Annotated in this window: 17 protein-coding genes; 5 read left to right on the forward strand and 12 right to left on the reverse strand. The window is 60.0% G+C overall.

Annotation, left to right across the window (positions count from 1 at the left end):
• Positions 1–116: 116 nt before the first annotated feature.
• Positions 117–1,967, forward strand: coding sequence for a hypothetical protein (locus DLM45_RS01065; RefSeq protein ID WP_181335153.1), 1,851 nt, complete (start codon positions 117–119; stop codon positions 1,965–1,967).
• A gap of 24 nt (positions 1,968–1,991) precedes the next feature.
• On the opposite strand, the gene ettA is transcribed toward DLM45_RS01065, so the two are convergent.
• The 3 genes from ettA to DLM45_RS01080 form a co-directional block, all read right to left on the reverse strand.
• On the reverse strand, positions 1,992–3,650 hold the full coding sequence (gene ettA, locus DLM45_RS01070; protein WP_181335154.1) for an energy-dependent translational throttle protein EttA: 1,659 nt from the start codon (positions 3,648–3,650) through the stop codon (positions 1,992–1,994).
• A 132-nt stretch (positions 3,651–3,782) separates the two neighbouring features.
• Positions 3,783–4,526 carry a CPBP family intramembrane glutamic endopeptidase gene (locus tag DLM45_RS01075; RefSeq protein WP_181335155.1) on the reverse strand — a complete coding sequence of 248 codons (744 nt, stop codon included), beginning with the start codon at positions 4,524–4,526 and terminating at the stop codon, positions 3,783–3,785.
• Positions 4,527–4,534: 8 nt separating this feature from the next.
• Positions 4,535–5,569 (reverse strand): mitochondrial fission ELM1 family protein, encoded by a 1,035-nt coding sequence (locus DLM45_RS01080; RefSeq protein ID WP_181335156.1) that lies wholly within the window; start codon positions 5,567–5,569, stop codon positions 4,535–4,537.
• A gap of 139 nt (positions 5,570–5,708) precedes the next feature.
• On the opposite strand from DLM45_RS01080, the gene DLM45_RS01085 reads away from it, so the two are divergent.
• Positions 5,709–6,197 carry an Lrp/AsnC family transcriptional regulator gene (locus DLM45_RS01085; RefSeq protein WP_181335157.1) on the forward strand — a complete coding sequence of 163 codons (489 nt, stop codon included), beginning with the start codon at positions 5,709–5,711 and terminating at the stop codon, positions 6,195–6,197.
• Positions 6,198–6,258: 61 nt separating this feature from the next.
• Here DLM45_RS01085 and greA (DLM45_RS01090) read toward each other — a convergent pair whose 3' ends face one another.
• The 7 genes from greA (DLM45_RS01090) to carA form a co-directional block, all read right to left on the reverse strand.
• On the reverse strand, positions 6,259–6,732 hold the full coding sequence (gene greA / locus DLM45_RS01090) for a transcription elongation factor GreA (RefSeq protein ID WP_181335158.1): 474 nt from the start codon (positions 6,730–6,732) through the stop codon (positions 6,259–6,261).
• 145 nt (positions 6,733–6,877) lie between these two features.
• Complete coding sequence (gene carB / locus DLM45_RS01095) at positions 6,878–10,207, reverse strand: carbamoyl-phosphate synthase large subunit (protein ID WP_181335159.1); 3,330 nt, start codon at positions 10,205–10,207, stop codon at positions 6,878–6,880.
• A 155-nt stretch (positions 10,208–10,362) separates the two neighbouring features.
• Positions 10,363–11,604, reverse strand: a complete 1,242-nt coding sequence (locus DLM45_RS01100; RefSeq protein ID WP_181335160.1) for an MFS transporter — start codon at positions 11,602–11,604, stop codon at positions 10,363–10,365.
• A 107-nt stretch (positions 11,605–11,711) separates the two neighbouring features.
• Complete coding sequence (locus tag DLM45_RS01105; protein ID WP_181335161.1) at positions 11,712–12,467, reverse strand: hypothetical protein; 756 nt, start codon at positions 12,465–12,467, stop codon at positions 11,712–11,714.
• 31 nt (positions 12,468–12,498) lie between these two features.
• A complete protein-coding gene (locus tag DLM45_RS01110) occupies positions 12,499–13,128 on the reverse strand; it encodes a hypothetical protein (RefSeq protein ID WP_181335162.1) in 630 nt (209 codons plus the stop codon).
• A 134-nt stretch (positions 13,129–13,262) separates the two neighbouring features.
• On the reverse strand, positions 13,263–14,306 hold the full coding sequence (locus tag DLM45_RS01115; RefSeq protein WP_181335163.1) for a ChaN family lipoprotein: 1,044 nt from the start codon (positions 14,304–14,306) through the stop codon (positions 13,263–13,265).
• A gap of 32 nt (positions 14,307–14,338) precedes the next feature.
• Positions 14,339–15,538, reverse strand: coding sequence for a glutamine-hydrolyzing carbamoyl-phosphate synthase small subunit (carA, locus tag DLM45_RS01120; protein ID WP_181335164.1), 1,200 nt, complete (start codon positions 15,536–15,538; stop codon positions 14,339–14,341).
• A 171-nt stretch (positions 15,539–15,709) separates the two neighbouring features.
• Here carA and DLM45_RS01125 point away from each other — a divergent pair, with 171 nt between their 5' ends.
• From DLM45_RS01125 to rpoD, 3 genes are all read left to right on the forward strand, one after another.
• The gene (locus tag DLM45_RS01125) at positions 15,710–16,150 is read left to right on the forward strand and encodes a GatB/YqeY domain-containing protein (RefSeq protein ID WP_181335165.1); all 441 of its coding nucleotides are present in this window, start codon (positions 15,710–15,712) and stop codon (positions 16,148–16,150) included.
• A 191-nt stretch (positions 16,151–16,341) separates the two neighbouring features.
• On the forward strand, positions 16,342–18,318 hold the full coding sequence (gene dnaG, locus DLM45_RS01130; RefSeq protein WP_181335166.1) for a DNA primase: 1,977 nt from the start codon (positions 16,342–16,344) through the stop codon (positions 18,316–18,318).
• Between the two features lie 102 nt (positions 18,319–18,420).
• Entirely contained in the window at positions 18,421–20,415 is a 1,995-nt protein-coding gene (gene rpoD, locus DLM45_RS01135; protein ID WP_181335167.1) for an RNA polymerase sigma factor RpoD, read from the forward strand.
• 55 nt (positions 20,416–20,470) lie between these two features.
• Here the strand turns inward: rpoD and DLM45_RS01140 are convergent, their stop codons facing one another.
• Positions 20,471–21,583: a type I restriction enzyme HsdR N-terminal domain-containing protein gene (locus tag DLM45_RS01140; protein WP_181335168.1), complete on the reverse strand. Its 1,113-nt coding sequence runs from the start codon at positions 21,581–21,583 to the stop codon at positions 20,471–20,473.
• A gap of 182 nt (positions 21,584–21,765) precedes the next feature.
• Complete coding sequence (greA, locus tag DLM45_RS01145) at positions 21,766–22,224, reverse strand: transcription elongation factor GreA (RefSeq protein ID WP_181335169.1); 459 nt, start codon at positions 22,222–22,224, stop codon at positions 21,766–21,768.

Here is a 22,224-nt window from a genome sequence, read left to right on the forward strand (position 1 = left end):
CTGTCCCCTTGGGCACAGACCAGTTCCGGATGCACTCGCTATGGCAATTTCGGAGCGGTGGGATTAGTCAATTCCCGTTCGCTCCGTCATCTGCTGAATTCCGGAGTTCATACGCAATGCCCATTCATTTCCGCACTGTTCGCACGTCCGTCTTGGCAATGCTCGGACTGATCGTTGTTGCTTCCGGCCCGGCTCTCGCAGCCGATGCCCTTGATGCCAGCAAGCTGCCGCGCGTCAGTGGTACCAAGGATGTATTCGCGAGCCCTGCCACCACGATTTTCACGACATCCACTCCGGTGGCGGACTCGGCTGAAGGGACGCGCAAGGCGCTCACTGAAGACGGCTGGCAGCAATACGCGCCAAGTTCGACTGCGCAAGCGAACGAGACCATGTCGCTCGCATCCTTCAAAAAGGGCGCTCAAGGTCTCTCCGTTTACGTGACGGTAGCGCCAGCGCAGAACAATGCTACGAGCGTGACGTATTCGTTCGTAAATCTTATCAACGACCTGCCGTTTCCGCCGCAGGCGACTGACATCTTCTACGATGACAATGTTCCGCGGCTGACCAGCGTAACGCCCGATGCCGTCGAAGCGGTTGCCGATTATTTCCGCACGCAGTTGATTGCGCGCGGTTGGTCTCCATGGTCGAAGGAGCAAGAGGCGAAGGCCGCTGCTGCCGACGTAAAAACCGACAAGGGTTCGTTCGCGTACTACGTGCAGGACAACAAGAAGCCGCTGGTTCTGTCGTTGCAGCGCCACGATGACGGCAAGACCTCCGTCACTCTCGAAGCCATTCCACCGGAATTGATCGTGGCAAAAAAAGCTGCGCCGGTCGAAGAGCCGAAGCCCGCTCCCGCACCCGAGAAGCCCGACAAGATCGGCGACGCGATGGATGCGCTTGCTGCTGACATTATGGACCAGGCGCGCCGGGCAACGGCCGAGGCACTTCAGGGCGTCAAGGCTCCCTCGCCCAAACCGACACCAGAAAAAAGCGAGAGCGAACCAGCTTTGACAGCGCTTGCTGGCAACGCGGCAGCGATCCCGCTCCCTGCCAACGCCGAAGGCATCGAGACCGATAGCGGCCGGCTCGAATTCAATACGACGTCGAGTGTGCAGCAGGTCGCGGCGTTCTATCGAACGGAAATGAAAGCGCTCGGATGGTCGGAGCAAAAGTCCGTCATCAATCGCTCGAACATGACCGTGCTCGGGTTTCGCAAAGGCAGCGACGAGGTTTCGCTGACGATTCTGAAGATGGGGTCGTCGGTCAACGTGATGGGTACGGGTTCGGTCTTCAAAGCCGCGAATAAAACAGCTTCAGGCGAAGCGGCTTCGGGCGAAACTCCGTCTACTGCGGATCAAAGCAACGCGGCAGATGAACCACTCGTTGCAGACGAAGCCGGCGGGTTGCCGGTGCCCAAGCCGAATTCATTGAGCGGTAGCGAGTCGACGCCCTTCCGGCGCGGTGCCAATGCCAGCGTGCGCGCCAAGCTCGCGGCCGTTCTCGATTTTTATCGTAGCGAGCTCGGCAAACGAAATTGGACTGAGGACACCGCAAAAGCTGTCGTCACCGCAGACCGAGCTGAGCTTCGTTACGCGACGCCGGATGGACCAGCCGTCCTGAAGCTCTCGCGCGCCAACGGCGAGACGATTGTCTCTCTGGCTATTCGCGAAGAAGCAAAAGCGAAAGCATCGGGCTTCATGCCGAAGCCCGGCCAAGTCACGATCCTGTTCGGCAATATTCTCGATACGCCCGCCACGATCACGATCGCTGGAAAGACTGTGAAAGTGAAGGCGGGTGCCGGGAAGAACGGGCCTGACGGTCCTAAGCTCGACGTCAAACCCGGCACCTACTCGTATTCACTTAAAGGCGCAGCGGGCGGCGACGCCGAACCTGTGACGGTCGGTGCCGACGAGATCTGGGGCCTCATGATCGGTCCTGGCGGTGTTCTCGCATTACAAATGTATTGAGCGCGCCGAAGCGCGCTCACACACTTATCGCTCGAAGCGTTTGAACTTGATGCGATGGGGCTCAACGGCCTCATCGCCCAAACGGCGCTTCTTGTCTTCTTCGTAGTCGGCGAAGTTGCCTTCGAACCATTCGACGTGGCTATCGCCTTCGAACGCGAGAATGTGCGTCGCCAAGCGGTCGAGGAAGAAGCGATCGTGCGAGATCACCACGGCGCAGCCGGGGAAGTCTTCGAGCGCCGCCTCGAGTGCGCCGAGCGTTTCGGTATCGAGGTCGTTCGTCGGTTCGTCGAGCAGCAGCAGGTTGCCGCCCTCTTTCAGAAGCTTCGCCAAGTGGACGCGATTGCGTTCGCCGCCCGACAGTAAGCCAACCTTCTTCTGCTGATCGGCGCCCTTGAAGTTGAACCAGCCGCAGTAGGCGCGGCTCGGAACTTCCTTCTTGCCGCCGAGCAGCATCTGGTCGAGGCCGCCGGAGATTTCCTCCCAGACCGTCTTCTTGTCATCGAGGTGCGCGCGGGACTGATCGACGTAGGCGATCTTCACCGTTTCGCCGAGCTTGATGGAGCCGGAATCGGGTTGTTCGGCGCCGGTCAGCATCTTGAACAGCGTCGTCTTGCCCGCGCCGTTCGGACCGATAACGCCGACGATGCCGCCCGGCGGCAGCTTGAACGACAGATTGTCGATCAGCAGGCGATCGCCGAAGCCTTTGCTCAGATCCTCTGCCTCGATGACGATGCCACCAAGGCGCGGACCGGTTGCGATTTGAATGCTGGCGCGGCCCGCCTCCTCGCGGCCTGCTTCATCCGCGAGTTTTTCATAGGCCGTGATGCGTGCCTTGGATTTCGCCTGCCGTGCCTTGGGCGACGACCGGATCCATTCGAGTTCGCGCGAAAGAGCTTTTTGCTTGCCCTCTTCCTGCGCCTTCTCGGTTGCTTCGCGCTTGGCCTTCTGCTCCAGCCAACCCGAGTAGTTGCCCTTCCACGGCACGCCCTGCCCGCGGTCAAGTTCGAGAGTCCACTCGGTGATGTTGTCGAGGAAGTAGCGGTCGTGGGTCACGAGGATGACGCAGCCCGTGTACTCACGAAGATAGCGTTCGAGCCATGCAACGCTTTCGGCGTCGAGGTGGTTGGTCGGCTCGTCGAGGAGGAGAATGTCCGGCTTCGACAGCAGAAGTCGCGTCAGCGCAACGCGGCGTTTCTCACCCCCCGACAATTTCGTGACGTCAGCATCGCCCGGCGGCGAACGCAGCGCGTCGAGCGCCTGCTCGACCTGCGCATCGAGATCCCAGAGATCCTGCGCGTCGATCTGATCCTGCAGAGCCGTCATCTCGTCCGCCGTCTCTTCGGTGTAGTTGGCGGCGATTTCGTTATAGCGATCGAGGATAGCCTTCTTCTCGGCGACGCCTTCCATGGCATTGCCAAGCACGTCTTTCGTTTCGTCGAGCTCGGGTTCCTGCGGGAGGTAGCCAACCTTGATGCCGTCCGCCGCCCAGGCTTCGCCGATGAAGTCGTCGATGCGTCCGGCCATGATCTTCAGAAGCGTCGATTTACCGGCGCCGTTGAGGCCGACTACGCCGATTTTCGCGCCCGGCAGAAACGACAGCGAGATGTCCTTCAGCACCTGCTTGCCGCCCGGATAGGTCTTCGACAGCTTGTGCATGTGGTAAACGTATTGGTGTGCGGCCATCAGGGGCGCCTCTGTGACTGAGCTTGAGGGTTTGGCGCCTTCTAGCCGATCGCGAGCGGTTCCTCAATTGCGATCAGGCACCGCAGATAGAATAGGAAGAATGGTGAGACTTCTCAAGGCGGCCTGCCGACCTCACCACGCGGGGTTTTTCACGCCCGTAAAGAAATAGACCCCGAGGCCGATGGTGAAGACGAGCCAGCCCCACAGCACGTGCTCGAAATAGACCGCCCAGAACGATCGCGTGCGCTCATAGCGCCAGGCGAACAACAATCCGACTGCGAAGGTGCCAACAACGGCGATCCAGTTGCGAAAGAGGACGTGTCCAAACCCGAACACGAACGCGTTGACGACGATCAGCGTCACGCGGCTTTTGAAGAGCGGTCCATAGCGATGGAAAAAGAAGACGCGATAGACACACTCCTGCGCCAGCACCGAGGTGAAGGGATAGAGCGTCATGATCTTCAGCCACGTTCCCGGACGCTCAGCAGCTAGCGCGAAGAGACGCTCCGGCATGACAAGGGCGACTAGGCATCCGACGACGACGCAACCGATCAGGAAGATTTTGAGGATCGAGATCAGTGTTGCGCGCGTGATGCCGCGTTGTAGTTCACGACGGAGATCAAAACTCGGGTCGAACAGAAGGAACGCGGTGAAGCCGATCAGCACAGGCGGGAGCGCGTAGAACATCGGTACGCGAAAGTCATAGACCGCGATCCGCATCAGCCATGGCATGACGAGGAACAGCACCACGAACTCGATTATGAGCCTACGCCGTCTGTTGCCAGTCGGATGTTCCGCCTCTTCCGAACGCGCAAGGGTTCCGGCCGCCGCGAAACGCGTCTGTTGCTCAGGTTGGTTCGCGATGGAGGCGTCCATGCTTGCGCTCACCGCGCCGTTTTCGGATTGACGAGACCGGGCAGCAATTCGCTGCGCCGGCGCCACCGAAGCGCGATTTCCGCAGCAATGGTCTCGGCGGATAGCAGCGGCTCGTATTGCCAGTGTTCAAGCGGCGCGCCGGGCGGCGGCAATGGCCGCGTTACGCCGTGCGTCGCGAGCGCATCATGGAAGCGATCGAACTTTTCGGCTCGCCCCTCGGGCCGAAATATGTAGATCGGGCGTCCGGTTGCAGCGGCTTCGCAGGCCATGCTGACACTGTCCGCTGTGATGACGAACATGTCGGCGTGCGCGAGAAAATCGGGATACGGGTTGGCACCCGTTCCATCCCAGAAGAGTGCGTTCGATCCTGCGAGCGCTTCGCGGAGACGCGTCACGAGACGCTCCGGCGTTCGCCGAGAGGCCGTCACCATCAGGCCTGCCTGTCCGGCGAGGGCCGTCAAGCTCTCGGCAAGACGATCCTCGTCAGCGGCGCTATAGCGGAAGTCGCGGTTCGGTCCGCCGATCAGGCAGGCGATGCGCGGTTGCGGCAGCCGGGCAATGTCAGGGGGGCATTCGGCGCGCAGGTTTGCGATCCGCTCACGGGAAAACCGATGCGGCGCCGTCAGCGTTGTAATCACATTACCGCCGCGGCGGCGGTCGTGTTCCGGAACCCAGATAAGGTCCGCGCTTGCCGGAGCCGTTCGCGGGTCCATCAGGATTACCGTGTAGGTCGCGAGCCCGGCACGCCGCTTCAGAGCCCGAATGTAAGGCACGGTCGTCCGGCCCGTAGCAAATGCGAACGCGGGCCAGGGCGGCGCGTATGCTGATCCAGGCTGGCCGAAGCGCTCTCCCGGAGCGACGGGCCCCCAGGGCGCCAGCCACTTGAACAGGCCGCGCGGCGTCACGCGCTTGACCTCGGCTTTCAGCCCCAGCGCCTCTACGACCCCTAAGCACTGCGCCTCGTGCCCCGCCTTGCCATCGGAGAAGATCCAGGCGGACGAGCCTTTGGGCAGGCGAACAGCGGGGGGCGTGGTGGATGTCATAGCCGTCGTTGTGATGGGTCACGCGGGCGAAGTCGAGGCCGCACTGCCGAGCGCCCGTTTGCATCCGACTAATAAATCAAATGCAATGCGGGCCAACGACATTCCTGTTATTACTTATCGCATTCACGCACGAGGCCCCATGCCGATAGAGCTCGACGCGACCGACTGGCGGATCCTGAAGGAACTGCAGGCGGACGGCCGAATGACAAACATCGCGCTGGCCAACCGAATCGGGCTTTCGCCGCCGCCGTGCCTCCGGCGTGTGCGGGCGCTCGAAGAGGCCGGGCTCATTACGGGCTATACTGCCCTTCTCGACGAGGTAGGGCTCGGCTTTGCGCTCACGGCCTTCGTCATGGTCCGTCTTCACAACCAAGCAGAAACCGATCTGCGCACGTTCGAGAACCGCGTGCTCTCCTGGCCCCTCGTCCGCGAAGCCTACATGCTCTCAGGCGAAAGCGATTTCATGCTGCGATGCGTGGCACGCGACCTGCCCGAGTTTCAGGACTTCGTTCTGACCGGGCTGACGGCCGCGCCCAATGTTGCGAGCGTGAAGACGTTTCTGACGATCCAACGCACGAAGCGCGATCCGGGCGTGCCCATCGGTGGCACCGAGTCGAAGGGCACCTAATACGACGAAGCCGCCTTTCGGCGGCTTCGCAATTCGATAGAGACAAGATCGTCGGACCCGATCAGGACCAGGTGACTTTCAAGATCTCGAGCGTGCGCGTTCCCTTTGGGGTCGTAACGTCGACGCTTTCGCCCTTGTTCTTGCCAATGAGGGCGCGGCCAATCGGAGACGTGATCGAAATTTTCTTCTGGCGCAGATCTGCTTCCGTCTCGCCGACGATCATGTACGTGACCTTCTCGCCGGAATCCTCGTCCTGCAGCGCGACGGTGGCGCCGAACTTGACGGTGTCTCCGGAGAGCTTCGAGATGTCGATCACCTCGGCACGATTGAGCTTGTCTTCAAGCTCGGACACGCGGGCCTCATTGAGGCCTTGCTGCTCTTTGGCAGCATGATACTCGGCGTTTTCCGAAAGGTCGCCATGTGCGCGCGCTTCGGAAATGGCCGCGATGATACGCGGCCGTTCGACGGACTTGAGGCGCTGAAGCTCTTCTTCAAGGCTTTTTTGGCCTTCCAGCGTCATTGGGACCCGTTCCATGTTCTTCTCCAACTGTCCGTACGGACACTTCACGGAGCATAGGGCTCCGCCACAGATAGTTTTTCAAGGATTGCTAGACAGGGAAACGCAGCGGAATTTGGCCGCCCGGATCGAAAGCGTTCAGTTTATAATCATTTCGAACAGCTCAACGATGCGCGAAAGCCTGAAGTGGGGCCACTTGAAGCGTATCAGAATTTAACGCTCTTATGGCTCGGGTGACCGCAACCGTCCCCGCCAATGTTGTATAATAGGGGATGTGGTGAAGCAAGGCCGTGCGTCGGATGTCCTTGCTGTCGCTCAGGGCCTTAGACCCCTCGGTTGTATTAAAAACGAGCTGCACGTCGCCATTTTTCATCGCATCGACGATATGCGGGCGGCCTTCCAGCACCTTATTTATTGCGTCGCACGCAATGCCGTGACCTTCCAAATATCGTTTGGTTCCGCGCGTTGCGATGATCTTGAAGCCCATCGACGCGAGTTCCCGAACGGGCGCCACGACACGTGCCTTGTCGCCTTCCTTGACGGAGACGAACACTGTTCCGCCCGAGGGAAGTTTTAGTCCGGCGCCAAGCTGGCTTTTCCCGAACGCCATGGCGAAATCACGGTCGATTCCCATGACTTCACCCGTCGAGCGCATTTCCGGCCCGAGAATCGGATCGACGCCAAGGAAACGTGCAAATGGGAATACCGCCTCTTTCACTGCGATATGATCGAACTGCGGCTTGCGCAGTTTGAATTCGGCGAGAGGCTTGCCAGCCATGACTTCCGACGCGATCGCAGCAATCGGCAAACCGACGACCTTGGCGACGAAGGGCACCGTGCGGGATGCGCGCGGATTCACTTCCAGGATGAACACCTGGCCGTCCTTGATGGCGAACTGAACGTTCATCAGGCCGACGACGCGCAGCGCGAGCGCAAGCTCACGCGTCTGGCGTTCGAGTTCGGCGATGATTTCAGCCGAGAGCGAATGCGGAGGCAGCGAGCAGCCGCTGTCACCGGAATGGATTCCGGCTTCCTCGATGTGCTCCATGATACCGGCGATGAACGTGTCCTTGCCGTCGGCGATGCAATCGACGTCCACTTCGACGGCGTCCGTCAAATAGCTGTCGATCAACAGCGGACGCTTGTCCGACACGAGAAGCTCTGACGGGCTATTGAGCGTCGCGGACAAGCGCGTGACATACCGGTCAATCTCAGCGCCGTCGTGGACGATTTCCATCGCACGGCCGCCGAGGACGTAGGACGGACGAATGACAACCGGGTAGCCGATCGTCTCGGCAACGGACCGCGCTTCGCCGGGCGTTCTGGCGATGCCGCTCTTCGGTTGGCTGAGTTTGAGCTTGTCGATCAGCACCTTGAAGCGGTCGCGGTCTTCCGCGAGATCGATGGCATCGGGAGAGGTGCCGAGGATCGATACGCCTGCCTCTTCGAGTGCGCTTGCGAGCTTCAGCGGAGTCTGACCGCCAAACTGAACGATGACGCCCTTCAGTTTGCCGTTGCTGCTTTCGACGCGAATGATCTCGAGCACGTCTTCAGCCGTCAGCGGTTCGAAGAACAAACGGTCGGACGTATCGTAGTCGGTCGAAACGGTTTCCGGGTTGCAGTTGACCATGATCGTTTCGAAACCGGCCGCGGTCAGCGAGAAACACGCGTGGCAGCAGCAGTAGTCGAACTCGATGCCTTGGCCGATGCGGTTCGGTCCGCCGCCGAGAATGATGATTTTTTCTTTGTCGGTCGGCGTGGCTTCGCAGACCGGCTCGCCGCTTAGGCCCGACTCGTAGGTCGAATACATGTAAGCGGTGGGCGATGCGAATTCAGCGGCGCACGTGTCGATGCGTTTGAATACGGGCGTGACGTCGAGCGCCTGGCGCGCCTGGCGCACATCCGCCTCGCTCATGCGCGCGAGCTTCGACAAACGCGCGTCGGAAAAGCCTTGCGCCTTGAGCGCGCGGAACTGCGTTTTGGTTTTCGGCAATCCGTGCGCGATGACACGCGCTTCGGTGTCGATGATGGCCTTGATCTCCGAGAGGAACCACGGATCGATCTTGCAATACTGGTGGATTTCCTCGATCGAGAAGCCTTCGCGGAACGCCTGCGCGACTTTTAAAACGCGATCCGATGTCGGGCGGGATACGGCTGCGCGAACGACATTCTTGTCGTCGCCCTGCCCTAGCCCTTCAAACTGAATGTCGTCAAAGCCGGTGAGGCCCGTCTCCATCGAGCGCAGCGCTTTCTGCATGCTCTCCTGGAATGTGCGGCCGATGGCCATTGCTTCGCCAACCGACTTCATCGCGGTCGTCAGCGTCGTGTCGGCGCCGGGGAACTTCTCGAATGCGAAGCGCGGAATCTTCGTGACGACGTAATCGATCGTCGGCTCGAAAGATGCGGGCGTGGCGCCGCCGGTGATCTCGTTCTGAATTTCGTCGAGCGTGTAGCCGACAGCGAGCTTCGCCGCGACCTTTGCAATCGGGAAGCCCGTGGCTTTCGACGCAAGCGCGGACGAGCGCGAAACGCGCGGGTTCATCTCGATGACGACAAGGCGGCCCGTTGCGGGATTGACCGCAAACTGCACGTTCGATCCGCCGGTTTCCACGCCGATCTCGCGCAGAACCGCGATCGAAGCGTCGCGCATCATCTGATATTCTTTGTCGGTCAGCGTCAGAGCCGGCGCGACGGTGATGCTGTCGCCGGTGTGAACGCCCATCGGATCGATGTTCTCAATGGAGCAGATGATGATGCAGTTGTCCGCCTTATCGCGGACGACTTCCATTTCGTACTCTTTCCAGCCGAGCAGGCTTTCGTCGATCAGGATCTGACCGACGGGAGACGCATCGAGGCCCGAGCGGACGATCTGCTCGAACTCTTCGCGATTGTAGGCAACGCCGCCGCCCGTGCCACCGAGCGTGAACGCGGGGCGAATGATGGCGGGCAAGCCGATACGATCGAGCGCGCGCATAGCTTCGACGAAACCGCTCGCGCGATCGTAGTCGACAACCTTGCCGTCCTGATTGCGAATCTCAGGCGACGATGCGATCGCGGCGCGCGGGCTTTCGAGGCCGATGCGATCCATGGCTTCGCGAAAGAGCTTGCGGTCTTCGGCCTTGTCGATCGCTTCTGCCTTGGCTCCGATCAGCTCGACACCGAGCTGCTTGAGGATGCCCTGCTTATGCAGCGCAAGCGCAGTGTTGAGCGCGGTCTGACCGCCCATCGTCGGCAGAATGGCGTCCGGCCGTTCCTTCTGCAGAATCTTCGCCACGACTTCCGGCGTGATCGGCTCGATGTATGTCGCGTCGGCAAGGTCCGGGTCCGTCATGATCGTCGCCGGATTCGAATTGACGAGAATGATGCGGTAACCCTCGGCACGAAGCGCTTTGCACGCCTGCGTTCCCGAATAATCGAACTCGCACGCCTGACCGATGACGATCGGGCCAGCGCCGATGATGAGGATGGACTTTATGTCAGTGCGTTTGGGCATTGGGCGCAGACGTTTGGCCGAGGCGGCATGCGAAGACGCCGCCGGATCGGCGATGAGGTTTCAGAACTCAGGCTAGGCTCGGCTTATAGGCAAAGGTAACCTGCGGGGGAACCCTGAAAATACTGCGGCATAGGGGTTTCCAAGAGGTGACTACGCTAATGCGCGGTCTGCGCACCACGGTCGGCCTTATTCATCGATGGTAAGAACACCACGAGCAGGCCGATGAGCGGCAGATACGCGCAGATGTCATAAACGTAGTCTATGCCTTTCGCGTCTGCGACGATACCCAATCCACCCGCTGCGATGCCGGCGACGCCGAACGCAAAACCGAAGAACATGCCTGCAACCATGCCGACCCGGCCGGGCAGCAGATCCTGCGCAAAAACGATGATCGCGGGAAATGCCGACGACAGGATAAGTCCGATCACCGCCGAGAGTACGATCGTGGCGTGGAGATTGGCGTAAGGCATCGCGAGCGTGAACGGCAGCACGCCGAGAATCGATCCCCAGATCACCGCCTTCGCGCCGAAGCGATCGCCGATCGGACCACCGATGATGGTGCCGGCTGCGACTGAGCCCAGAAAAACGAACAGCAAAAGCTGCGACTGCTGCACCGACACGCCGAACTTATGGATCGTGTAGAAGGTGTAGTAGTTCGTCAGGCTCGCCATGTAGATGAACTTCGAGAAGATCAGCAGCGCGAGGATCGTCAAGGCAAGGATCGTCCGTCCGCGTGAGAACGGCATCTCTACGCTTTCTTTAACGAAGCTCGGTTGTGCGCGCGTTTCCGTATCCCACTGGCTGACGCGCCACAGAATGATGATCCCCATGAGCGCCGCCACCGCGAACCAAGCGATGCTTGATTGTCCGTAGGGCAGCACGATGAAGGCTGCGAGCAGCGGGCCGAGCGCGGTGCCGAAATTGCCGCCGACCTGAAACAGTGATTGCGCCAAGCCGTGACGGCCGCCTGAAGCCATGCGCGCGATACGGGACGATTCAGGATGGAAGATCGCCGAACCGATACCGATCAACACCGCACCGACCAGCAGCCCGGGATAGCTTTTCGTGAATGCCAACAGCAGCAGACCAACGAGCGTTGCCGCCATGCCCATGCTCGTCGAATAGGCGATCGGGCGGCGATCCGTGAAGCTGCCGATGACCGGCTGCAGGATTGACGCCGTCATCTGAAAGGCCGTCGTCAACAGGCCGATCTGCCAGAACGTCAGCCCGTAGTTCTGCTTCAGCATCGGATAGATTGCCGGGAGCAGCGATTGCATGACGTCGTTAAGGAGATGGGAAACGCTGACGGCGACGAGAATCGAAAACGTCGCCGTGGCAGCGCGCGGCAGAACCACGGCTGGGGGCGTTGTGCCAGCATCCGGATGTGTAACGGTCATGAATGAGTCTCCGACCACGCTTCTAACGTGGCCGCCGCGCACCGTCATCCGCCGCGCCAGCATGGCTGCCATGGCGGCGGCGGAAGGTAGCAGAACTCAGGTGGCGCTTACTTCGACTCGGGCGTGGCGGGTGCCGGAGCCGCATCGGGCGCCGCTGGCGTCGCCGGGGCGGCAGATGGCGTTGACGGCGTGGACGCGGCTGCCGGAGCGGCAACGTCTTTCGGCGCTTCGATCTTGAGGTCGAGCGGGAATGAGTAGGCCGTCTTGAAGATTGGCTTATCCTCGCGGCCGGGCACCAGAAGCGCGTTGCTCACCGGCAGGCCCGTCAGCGCGTCGACGTAGAACATGCGGAAGGCCTGGCTCTGCGCCGCGGTCGATCCCTTCTCGGCTTCCTGCTCAAGCTTGTACGACATGACATCCCGGCCTTCGAACTTCGTCCGGCCTTTGCAGGTATACTTACCGATGTCCGTCTGCTCCTGCAGAACGCTTTCGTCCATCTGCGCCTTCAACTGCGTCGCGATGGCGGTCGGTACTGGCGTCCATGGTCCATCGCCCTGGCGCGACCAGGCATCGTTGCCGATGAGGATCATTTCCGTCGTTTTATCGGTAAGCTTGACCGTCACCTTCTGGTGCATCCGGTCCGGCAAGACATAGTCGACCTGCATCGACGTTGGGCCGTTTTCGGTCAGCATGAAGCTATCCATGCGAAACCACGACGAGTTGCGCAGCTTTTTAAGGGCGGCAGAAACTTCGTCGCTACAGGGATCAGCATTCTGCTTCACGCCGGTCGTGGGCGTCGGCTGGGCCGCAACGGGCGCAACGATTAACATGAGCGGGATAGCGGCAAGCACGAAGCGGCGCATGTGACTGATCCTGGATAATGCCGCGAACGGCTTACTGCAGTTTCTTTTGCACGGGCGCATTTACCGGTGCAACGATCTCGACATCTGACGGGTAGGTATAGTCAATTTTCAGTACCGGATCGGCGCCCTCATTCAGCGCGGCGATGACGTTGTATGCTGGAAGGCCGGTTGCCGGATCGACGTAAATCGTCCGTGCCATGATCTTCGCGAGGTCTGCCCCAGGCGGGATTGTTTCCGCCGTGCGGTAGGCGACGAGATCGCGGCCGTCGAGCTTGGTCTGGCCAAGACAATCGAAAGCGCCGAGATTCTTGGGCTCGTTGTGAACCGTCTGCGTGAATTCAGCGACGATCGATTGAGTAAATTGGGGCATGAGCTCTTCGAACGCGCCGCCGCTGCCAGCATAGGCGTGATTGCCGACCAGCATGGTCTGCTGTTCACCCGGCATCGCGGGCGATGTTACCGTTTGCAGCATTTTATCCGGCGGAACGTAGTCGATCTTCATATGGACGTTGCCCTCGGCACTCGGCTGAGTGAATTCGAGGCGAAACGCTTTTGAAGCGCGCTGTTTCGCGAAGGCGGCGAGAACATCCTTGGAACAATCGCCAGCCTGCGCGGGGATAGCTGCAACGAGCGGTAGCAGGGCAAGCCATAGGAAACGCATGCAATCCTCCCGGGAACTTTTGACTGCGTTATACCGGGAATAAGTGAGGATGCGATCTAAAACTTCGGCAAGGTTTGCAAGGAGATCGGCAATCGCAGCGCTTCGCGAAAGGAGCGCCGTGCATTTGGGTCTGTTTACCGCGATCGCATTTTTGCGCAGGGATCTTCCCGCTCGGTCCGGGCCGTAAAAACGAGGAAATCTGCGGCTGGCTTTCCGTCGGGATCGCGCTGGAGATACGCAGCGGGATCAGTCTTGCCGTCTTCGACTTCAACGAACATCACCGACACGATGGGCTTATCCGGCGCGCGCTGACGAATATACCATGGCACGGCCCTGTCGGATCTGGCGTGGCCAGTGCCTGCGATCAGGATTGCCGAGCCGTCGGCGCCCATTGCCCGTAACGTGACGTCGGCGAGGTGCGCATCTCTATAGCGCTGCGCGAAGGCCATGCCGCCGAATGCCGACTTCGGCATCGCGCCGCAGTGCGAGGCTTCGATCTCATCGATTGAGGCTGCGTCTGCTGCGGCGCCGAGGGGCACATCAAGCGCGAGCCGCTTCGCCTCGTCAGGCTTTAGAGCCTCAGGCCCCTTCTTCGCAGCTGCCATGATCTCAGCGCGCGGGACATCGCCGGCGAATATCGGAATCCGTGCGGCAACGACCTCCTTTAACAACGGATCGTAATCGTATTTTGCCCAGCCGGACTTCTCCCAATCCGTCATCTTCTTCAGATCGTTGATGGTGCCGAGCCGGGCCGCGGTGCGATCGAATTCGTGAAACTGATCGATCCCTGCTTGTTGGTCCGCGCGGAACTGTTCGAACACGACGCCTTTGAGACGGGGTGCATTGCGACTGAGGTCAGCAACCGCTGCCCCTTGCAACCGATGATGGATGGCACTGTCGTGCGTTTCGCCGAGGATCACGACGCCGCCGTTTGCGATTGCGCCCGTCATTGCCGAATTCAGCGCTGCGGACTGGCAGGAGAACGGTCGATCGCCCGCTGGCTTTGATGACGTTGCCCCGCGTGCATCGAACACAGCACCGCAGAGCGCGTGCGTGCAGTTTTCTTTCAGTGTGCCGATCGATGATTGCAGCTTGCCATCGGGTAGCTTGCATTCGGCGCTCGCAAGCGGCGCCGTCAGCACAAGCGTAATAGCTGCGGCCGTTGTGGCGAAAGCCATTCGGCGGCACGCGCGGAGCAGAAGCGATAGCATTATCGTTCCCGCTTCGCAGCCTGGCCCTTCTGTTCGCGCATCATGTTGACGAAGCGCGTGAACAGATAGTGGCTATCCTGCGGACCCGGAGACGCCTCAGGGTGATGCTGCACGGAAAACACCGGCTTGCCTTCAACCGCGAGGCCGCAATTGGACCCATCGAACAGCGAAATATGCGTTTCGACGACGCCAGCAGGCAGGCTGTCACGATCGACTGCGAATCCGTGGTTCATCGATACGATTTCGACCTTATCGGTCGTGAAGTCCTTCACCGGATGATTGGCGCCGTGGTGGCCCTGGTGCATTTTCTTCGTCGTGCCGCCGAGCGCGAGGCCCAGCATCTGATGACCGAGGCAGATGCCAAAAACCGGCTTGCCGCTGTCGACGAGTTTGCGGATTTCAGGGACGGCATACTTACCGGTGGCCGCTGGATCGCCGGGGCCGTTTGACAGAAAGACGCCGTCCGGATTGCGGTCCAGAACGTCCTCGGCTTTTTCGGTGGCCGGTACGACTGTGACTTTGCAGCCTGCGGACGCGAGGCAGCGCAGAATGTTGCGCTTCAAGCCGTAATCGATGGCGACAACGTGAAACTCAGGGTTCTCATTGGGCGTGAAACCTTTGCCCCAGACCCAGCGCTGCTCGTCCCAAGAATAGCTCTGGCCGCTCGTCACTTCGGGCACGAGATCGAGACCGAGAAGACCGGGCCATGCCTTGGCTTCAGCCTTCAGTTTCTCAATGTCGAATTGACCTGACGGCTCATGCGCGATGACGGCGTTCGGCATGCCCTGCTCGCGGATGCGCGCCGTGAGTGCGCGCGTATCGACGCCGGTCATCGCCACGATGCCGCGAATTTTCAGCCACTCGTCGAGGTGCTCGGCGGCGCGATAGTTTGACGGATCGGTGACATCGGCGCGCAGAATGCAGCCACGAACACCCGAGCGTGACGCAAGGTTCGACGTTTCGGTGTCCTCAGGATTGGCTCCGACGTTGCCGATATGAGGGAATGTGAACGTGATGATCTGCCCGGCGTAGCTCGGGTCTGTCAGGATTTCCTGATAGCCGGTAATCGCCGTGTTGAAGCAGACTTCGCCAACGGCGCTTCCCGTCGCGCCGAGGCCGCGGCCGGAAATGACGGTGCCGTCGTCGAGAACAAGGCGCGCGGTTAGCGGCACGTCAGTCCAAGGTGCTGGTGCGGTCATAATCATCCGGAAATTTGAGGCGCCGAGCGGATCAGGCTCGAATTGCGCCGGAACCTAAAAGAACGACCCATCAACGTCAATTGCGGCGGCCTGCGATGGTTTCGCAATGGTCACGCTTGCTCCGGCAGCCTTCGCCGCCTAAATCAGGGGCACACTTTCTGGAGACATCTAATGCGCGCGAAGATCACTGGTGACTTGAAGATGGCCATGAAGGCCGGCGAAAAACAGCGCGTCGCGACGCTCCGTCTCATCAATGCCGCCGTCCAGTCCGCGGAAATCGAAAGCAAGGCGACATTGGATGACGCCTCCATCCTGGCCGTGATGACCAAGATGGTGAAGCAACGGCGTGACTCGATCGAGCAATATACCAGCGGCGGGCGCCCCGAATTGGCTGCAGCCGAGCAAGCGGAAATCGACATTATTGAAGGCTATCTGCCGAAGCAGATGGACGACGCCGAGGTTGCGGCGGCCGTTCGCAGCGCGCTGACGGAGTCCGGCGCGCAATCCGCCAAGGACATGGGCAAAGTCATGGGCGTGCTCAAAGCGAAGTATGCCGGAAAGATGGACTTCCAGAAGGCCAGCGCCGCCGTCAAAGCCGCGCTCGCCTCGTAACTGCCGGTTTTTCGGCAGAGCTTCTGCTTCTTCTGCGGAGCAGCCTGTGGATTCTGGGGGCTCGAGCGGGCAATCGCCATTGATACCGCAGGGGCGATTTGCGAATCACTTACGAGTCTCGTGACTACAATTCGTCGAGTTGCGTCGCCCGATCTGCGGTGCGCGCCTCGACTTGTCAGACGCCGGGGCTCATGCGCTTCAGTCCGAACCTGCTTGACGAAATCCGCGCCCGGCTCTCGGTGAGCCAGGTCGTGGGACGGCGGGTTGCGCTCAAAAAAGCGGGACGCGAATTTCGCGGCCTCTCGCCGTTCAAGACGGAGAAAACTCCGTCGTTCTACGTCAACGATCAGAAGGGTTTCTATCACTGTTTCGCGTCGGGCGAACACGGTGACATCTTCACGTTCGTGATGAAGACGGAAGGTCTTGAATTTCCCGAGGCGGTCGAGCGTCTGGCGGCGGAAGCGGGCGTACCGCTGCCAAAGCAGACCGAACGCAACGTGGCGGAAGAAGATCAGCGGGCAAGGCTTTATCGGCTGCTGGAAGCGTCCGCGGAGTTTTTTACGGAGAGTTTGCGCAGCGGTGTTGGATCGGAAGCCCGCCGCTACTTCGAGAAGCGTGGACTAAAGCGGGAAACGATTCAAACGTTCCGCCTTGGCTTCGCGCCGAATTCGCGCTCGGCGCTGAGTGCGCACCTCAAGGCCGAAGGTTTCACGCCGGGCGAGATGGCCACCGCGGGCATGTTGATCGCGGGCGAAGACATCGCCGAGCCTTATGACCGCTTCCGTAACCGCGTGATGTTTCCGATCCTCGATCTCAAGGGTCGCGTCGTGGCTTTTGGTGGCCGCGCGCTCGATCCTCAAGCGCAGGCGAAATACCTGAACTCGCCGGAGACGCCGCTCTTTCATAAGGGCGGCATGCTGTTCAACGCCGGACGAGCGAGAACGGCAGCGCACACGAAGAACCGCGTGATCGTGGTCGAAGGGTACATGGATGTCGTCAGCCTGGCGGAAGCGGGTTTTGCCGAGACCGTCGCACCATTGGGAACGGCGCTGACCGAAGATCAGTTGAAGCTTCTATGGAGATTTGCCGCCGAGCCAACGCTCTGTTTCGACGGCGACAGCGCTGGCCGGAAGGCGGCCGAGCGTGCCGTCGATGTGGCGCTGCCCTGGCTGAAGCCGGGATTCAGCATCGCCTTTGCGTTCATGCCGCAAGGGATCGATCCCGATGATCTGGTTCGGCAGCAAGGCACGGATGCCATGAATGCCATCCTCGGCGCGACGCGCCCGCTGGTCGACGTTCTCTGGGACCGGGAGCTGAAAGCCGCCCCCTACTCTACCCCAGAGCAGCGGGCTGCCCTCGAAGCTCGGCTCCATGGCCTTGCGAATACGATCGAGGACCGCACGGTGCGCGGGCATTATACGCGCGAGATACGCGACAGGTTGTATCATCTTGGGCGGGGCCAAAGGCGCAGTGAGTTCGCACCACGATCGCCGTCCGGGGAGCGCTTCGAAGCCTCCTACGCTCGCCCCCGCGTTGCCCCCGACTGGCGCGGCCGCGAACGGACGAGGCTCTCAGAACCCGAACGACGCTTCACGAAAAAAATCCCGCTAACAGATATGCTTAACCCGAGCCCCGAACTTGCGCGGCAGGATGGAAAGGTCTCGGCGCGCGAGGCGCTCATTCTTAAGACACTCGTAAACCATCCGTGGTTGATCGATGACCACTCGGAGGACATTGCGGCGCTTGAGTTCTGCTCAACGGGCCTCTCTGCACTCCGTGACGAGATTTTAGCGGTTCATGCGGGGCAGAATTCTCTTGACAGCGCAACTCTGCGCTCCCAACTGAGCAAATCGGGGGTTGCAAAGGTGGTGGACCTCGTCGCGCGAACGATTACGCACATCAGCGACCGTTTTGCCGAGCCAGATGCCTCCGCCACCGAAGTCGAGGCCGCCTGGAACCATGTACTTGCGCTTCATCAGCGGCAGGACGCCTTAGAGCGCGCGCTGAAAGCAGCGGAAGAAGCCTGGTTCGAGGATTGCACCGAAGAGGCCGAGACCCGCTTGCTCGATATCAAACGCCAGATCGCCCGCGAGGTTGCGATGGATCAGACGGATAACGAGACGGATCAACCTGCGGAAGATAGTCCGATTACGACGCGTGCCAGCTAGGCCGCTTGAATTTCATCTGGATCCGAAGCGCCGTGCGGCGGGCTTCGGAAGCCGAAACTGAACAAAACGGCGGTCTCGCCGGATACGTACAAGGATACCAGAATGGCTCGCGCGCAGCAGGCAGTTCAGAAGACGGACGATAAGGACCAGGCAGCCGACGCAACAGAACGCGACAGCCCGCTGCTCGATCTTTCGGATTCCGCCGTCAAAAGATTGCTGAAGTCCGCGAAGGCGAAGGGCTACGTTACGCTCGATCAGCTCAATTCGGTTCTGCCGTCCGAAGAAGTTTCGTCGGACCAGATCGAAGACCTTTACGCCACGCTGTCCGACATGGGCATCACCGTCGTCGAAACCGAGGAAGGTGAAGAGCAGAGCGAAGGCAGCGAAGAAGGCGGCGACGAGGAAGAAGGCGGCCGCGGCGCGCTCGTTGCGCAGAACAACGCCATCGTCAAAACGGAAGCGAAGTCTGAGCCGACCGAACGCACCGACGATCCCGTGCGCATGTATCTGCGCGAAATGGGTTCGGTTGAGCTTCTGTCGCGCGAAGGCGAAATCGCCATCGCAAAGCGCATCGAGGCCGGCCGCGAAGCAATGATCGCCGGTCTTTGCGAAAGCCCGCTGACGTTCCAGGCCATCATCATCTGGCGCGATGAACTCAACGACGGCAAGATTTTGCTGCGTGACATTATCGATCTCGAAGCGACCTACGAGGGTCCCGAGGCCAAGGAAGTTCCCGAGTTGCCGGGCGATGCTGCTCCGCAGGCTCCTGGCGAACAGCGTGCCCCGGGCGCTCTTGAAGGCGATGCCGAGGACGATGACGAATTCGAGAACGCGATGTCGCTGGCCGCGATGGAAGCGGAGCTGAAGCCGAAGGTGCTCGAAACCTTCGACCAGATCGCCGGAACCTACAAAAAGCTGCGCAAGCAGCAGGACAAGAAGATCGAGCAGCAGCTCGCTGGTGAACAGGGCTCGCGTCAGCAGCAAAAGGCTTACGAGAAGCTGCGCGACGAGATCATCGTAGACGTGAAGTCGCTCTCGCTCAACAACAACCGTATCGAAAGCCTTGTCGAACAGCTCTATGCGATCAACAAGCGCCTGATCGGGCTCGAAGGCCGCCTCATGCGCCTCGCCGACAGCTACGGCGTGCCGCGTCAGCACTTTATCGACGAATACTACGGCAACGAGCTTGACCAGACATGGCTCGACCGTGTTGCCGACAACGGCAAGAAGTGGGGCCAGTTCGTTAAGAGCGAACGCGGGCAGGTTGTACAGATCCGCACGGAGATCCATCAGCTCGCGACGGAAACGGGCCTCGAAATTCCGGAATACCGCCGCATCGTCAAAGCGGTGCAGAAGGGTGAGCGCGAAGCCCGCCAAGCCAAGAAAGAGATGGTGGAAGCCAACCTTCGTCTCGTCATTTCGATTGCGAAGAAATACACCAACCGCGGCCTGCAGTTCCTGGATCTCATTCAGGAAGGCAACATCGGCCTGATGAAAGCCGTCGATAAGTTCGAGTACCGCCGCGGCTACAAATTCTCGACGTACGCAACGTGGTGGATCCGGCAGGCAATCACACGCTCGATTGCGGACCAGGCCCGTACGATCCGCATTCCCGTGCATATGATCGAGACGATCAACAAGATCGTGCGCACGTCGCGGCAGATGCTGCACGAGATCGGCCGCGAGCCGACGCCGGAAGAGCTGGCTGAAAAGCTGGCGATGCCGCTCGAAAAGGTTCGCAAGGTTCTGAAGATCGCGAAGGAGCCGATTAGTCTCGAAACGCCGATCGGCGACGAGGAGGATTCACACCTCGGCGATTTCATCGAAGACCGGAACGCGGTGCTTCCGATCGAAGCGGCGATCCAGTCGAACTTGCGCGATACGACGACGCGCGTTCTGGCCTCTCTTACGCCGCGCGAAGAACGCGTGCTGCGCATGCGCTTCGGCATCGGCATGAATACGGATCATACGCTCGAAGAAGTCGGCCAGCAGTTCTCGGTTACGCGCGAACGCATCCGTCAGATCGAAGCGAAGGCGCTGCGCAAGCTCAAGCATCCGAGCCGCTCACGCAAGCTTCGGAGCTTCCTCGATAACTGATACGAAAAAGGGCCGCGCAAGCGGCCCTTGGTTTTTGTGGGATCTGCTTCCGGGTTTAAGCGACGGCAGCCTTCCTCAAATCGAACTCGCCGCTATTCAGTTCGCGCACCCGCTGGGCGAATGTCACACGAAGCGCTTCGTCGATATCCCTCATCGTATTGGTTTCGATTTCACCGTAGGGCTGAGGGAAGATGAACTTGTCGTAGCCGTTTTTGCCTTCGATGAATTCGAACAACCGCCCCTTGTTCACGCTTCCAAAATACACGACGAACTTCCCAATAAAGTCACGGTACTGAACGCGCTCTATTGCTGCGAATTGCGTTTCATCGGTCGCAAGATAGGCCAGCCGTCTGCAAGCATATCTAAAGACGGCGAGTTCGCGGTCGGTTGTAATAACCCGCGGCGTCAACGCTCGGTCTATAATATCTTCAGCTGCTTGCTTGCTCGCCAAATCCCGCATGATCTCGACGACGGGCATGACAAGTGCTTCTTCAAACGCTGCGCGAATGAGACCGCCGTACCGGGTTTGAATTGTATTGCTTTGCAGGTTTGTCCGGCCAGCCTGCCTGAGGATACTTCTGCAAAACTCGACCGATGGATCTCGGACCTCTTGCATCAGGACTGTTCGAACGCGCTTGGACACCAACCGCATCTCCGCCATTTCCGCGATTGTTCTGGGATTGAAGTTGCTGCGGCAAACGACGAGAAGCGCATCCAATACATCGGCCGTAACGTCGGCCGAAACGTCAAGCGTTACGAACGGCTCGTCATCCATGATGTTTGTATTTTCGCAGTCCGTGAAAAATTCAAACCGAATGCCGTCGGTCAAAATTCCCAATCGGACCTGCGGCAGTGCCGTGAAATACCCTCGCAGTTGTCCACGATTGCTCGCGAGATCCGTGCCGCACTTCTTGCATTCGATTGCAATAACGGGCTCGGCATTCTGGAGAATGACGTAATCGGCCCGATCTTGAACGCCGGGCCTAAAATCGGCGGCATACTCGGGTTGCAGAACGTAGGGATTCGAACATTCGTATCCGAGTGCCTCGAGCGTCGGCAGTACGAGATGCTGCTTCGTACTTTCCTCGTTGGTGCAAAGCGATCTGATAAGCAGAGATCGTTCGGCGACGCTGCGAAGATTTTCCTGCAGCTGTGAAAGCGAACTCATGTCCTTGCCCCCGCAAAAACCTGTGCTTTTGATTCGGGGAGATTAGACCACGGTAAGCCGTTCACTCCTACGCGCCGTCAACAGGCGGCGGTGGATGCGCAGATATTGGGAAAGAATAACTCTCGCTCCCCGCCGCAGAACAAACCATTCGGCGGAATTCCCGCGTATTTGAAAACGAAATTCTACTCTATGCGGATGATTTCCGCTTCGCCGGCGCCGGCTTTGACGGTGTCGCCGACGGATTTGTCGAGCAGCGCCTGCGCGAGCGGGGAGACGTATGAGATCGAGCCGCGTGCGGGGTCGGCTTCGTCTTCGCCCACGATGCGATACGTCTGCACACGGCCGTCGTCGCGTTCCAGCGTCACGCGCGCACCGAACATTACAGCGTTCATATTGCTGACGGCGGGCTGAACCTCCGCCGTGCTTTGACGGTTACGCCAGTAGCGCAGGTCGCGATTTGCGCGTCCTACTCCATCGCGATCGTCGGATTCATGCGCTGCGGACAGTTCTACCTGAAGGCGCTCGATCTCGCGCTCAATCATGGTGAGGCCTTCCGGCGTTACCAGATTGCGATGCTCGGAAACGAGCCGGTCCGGAAGGTCTTCGACCGCGTCGGTCTCTTTTACGAATGCTCTGCTCAT

This window comes from Hyphomicrobium methylovorum, assembly GCF_013626205.1.
Classification (GTDB): domain Bacteria; phylum Pseudomonadota; class Alphaproteobacteria; order Rhizobiales; family Hyphomicrobiaceae; genus Hyphomicrobium_B; species Hyphomicrobium_B methylovorum.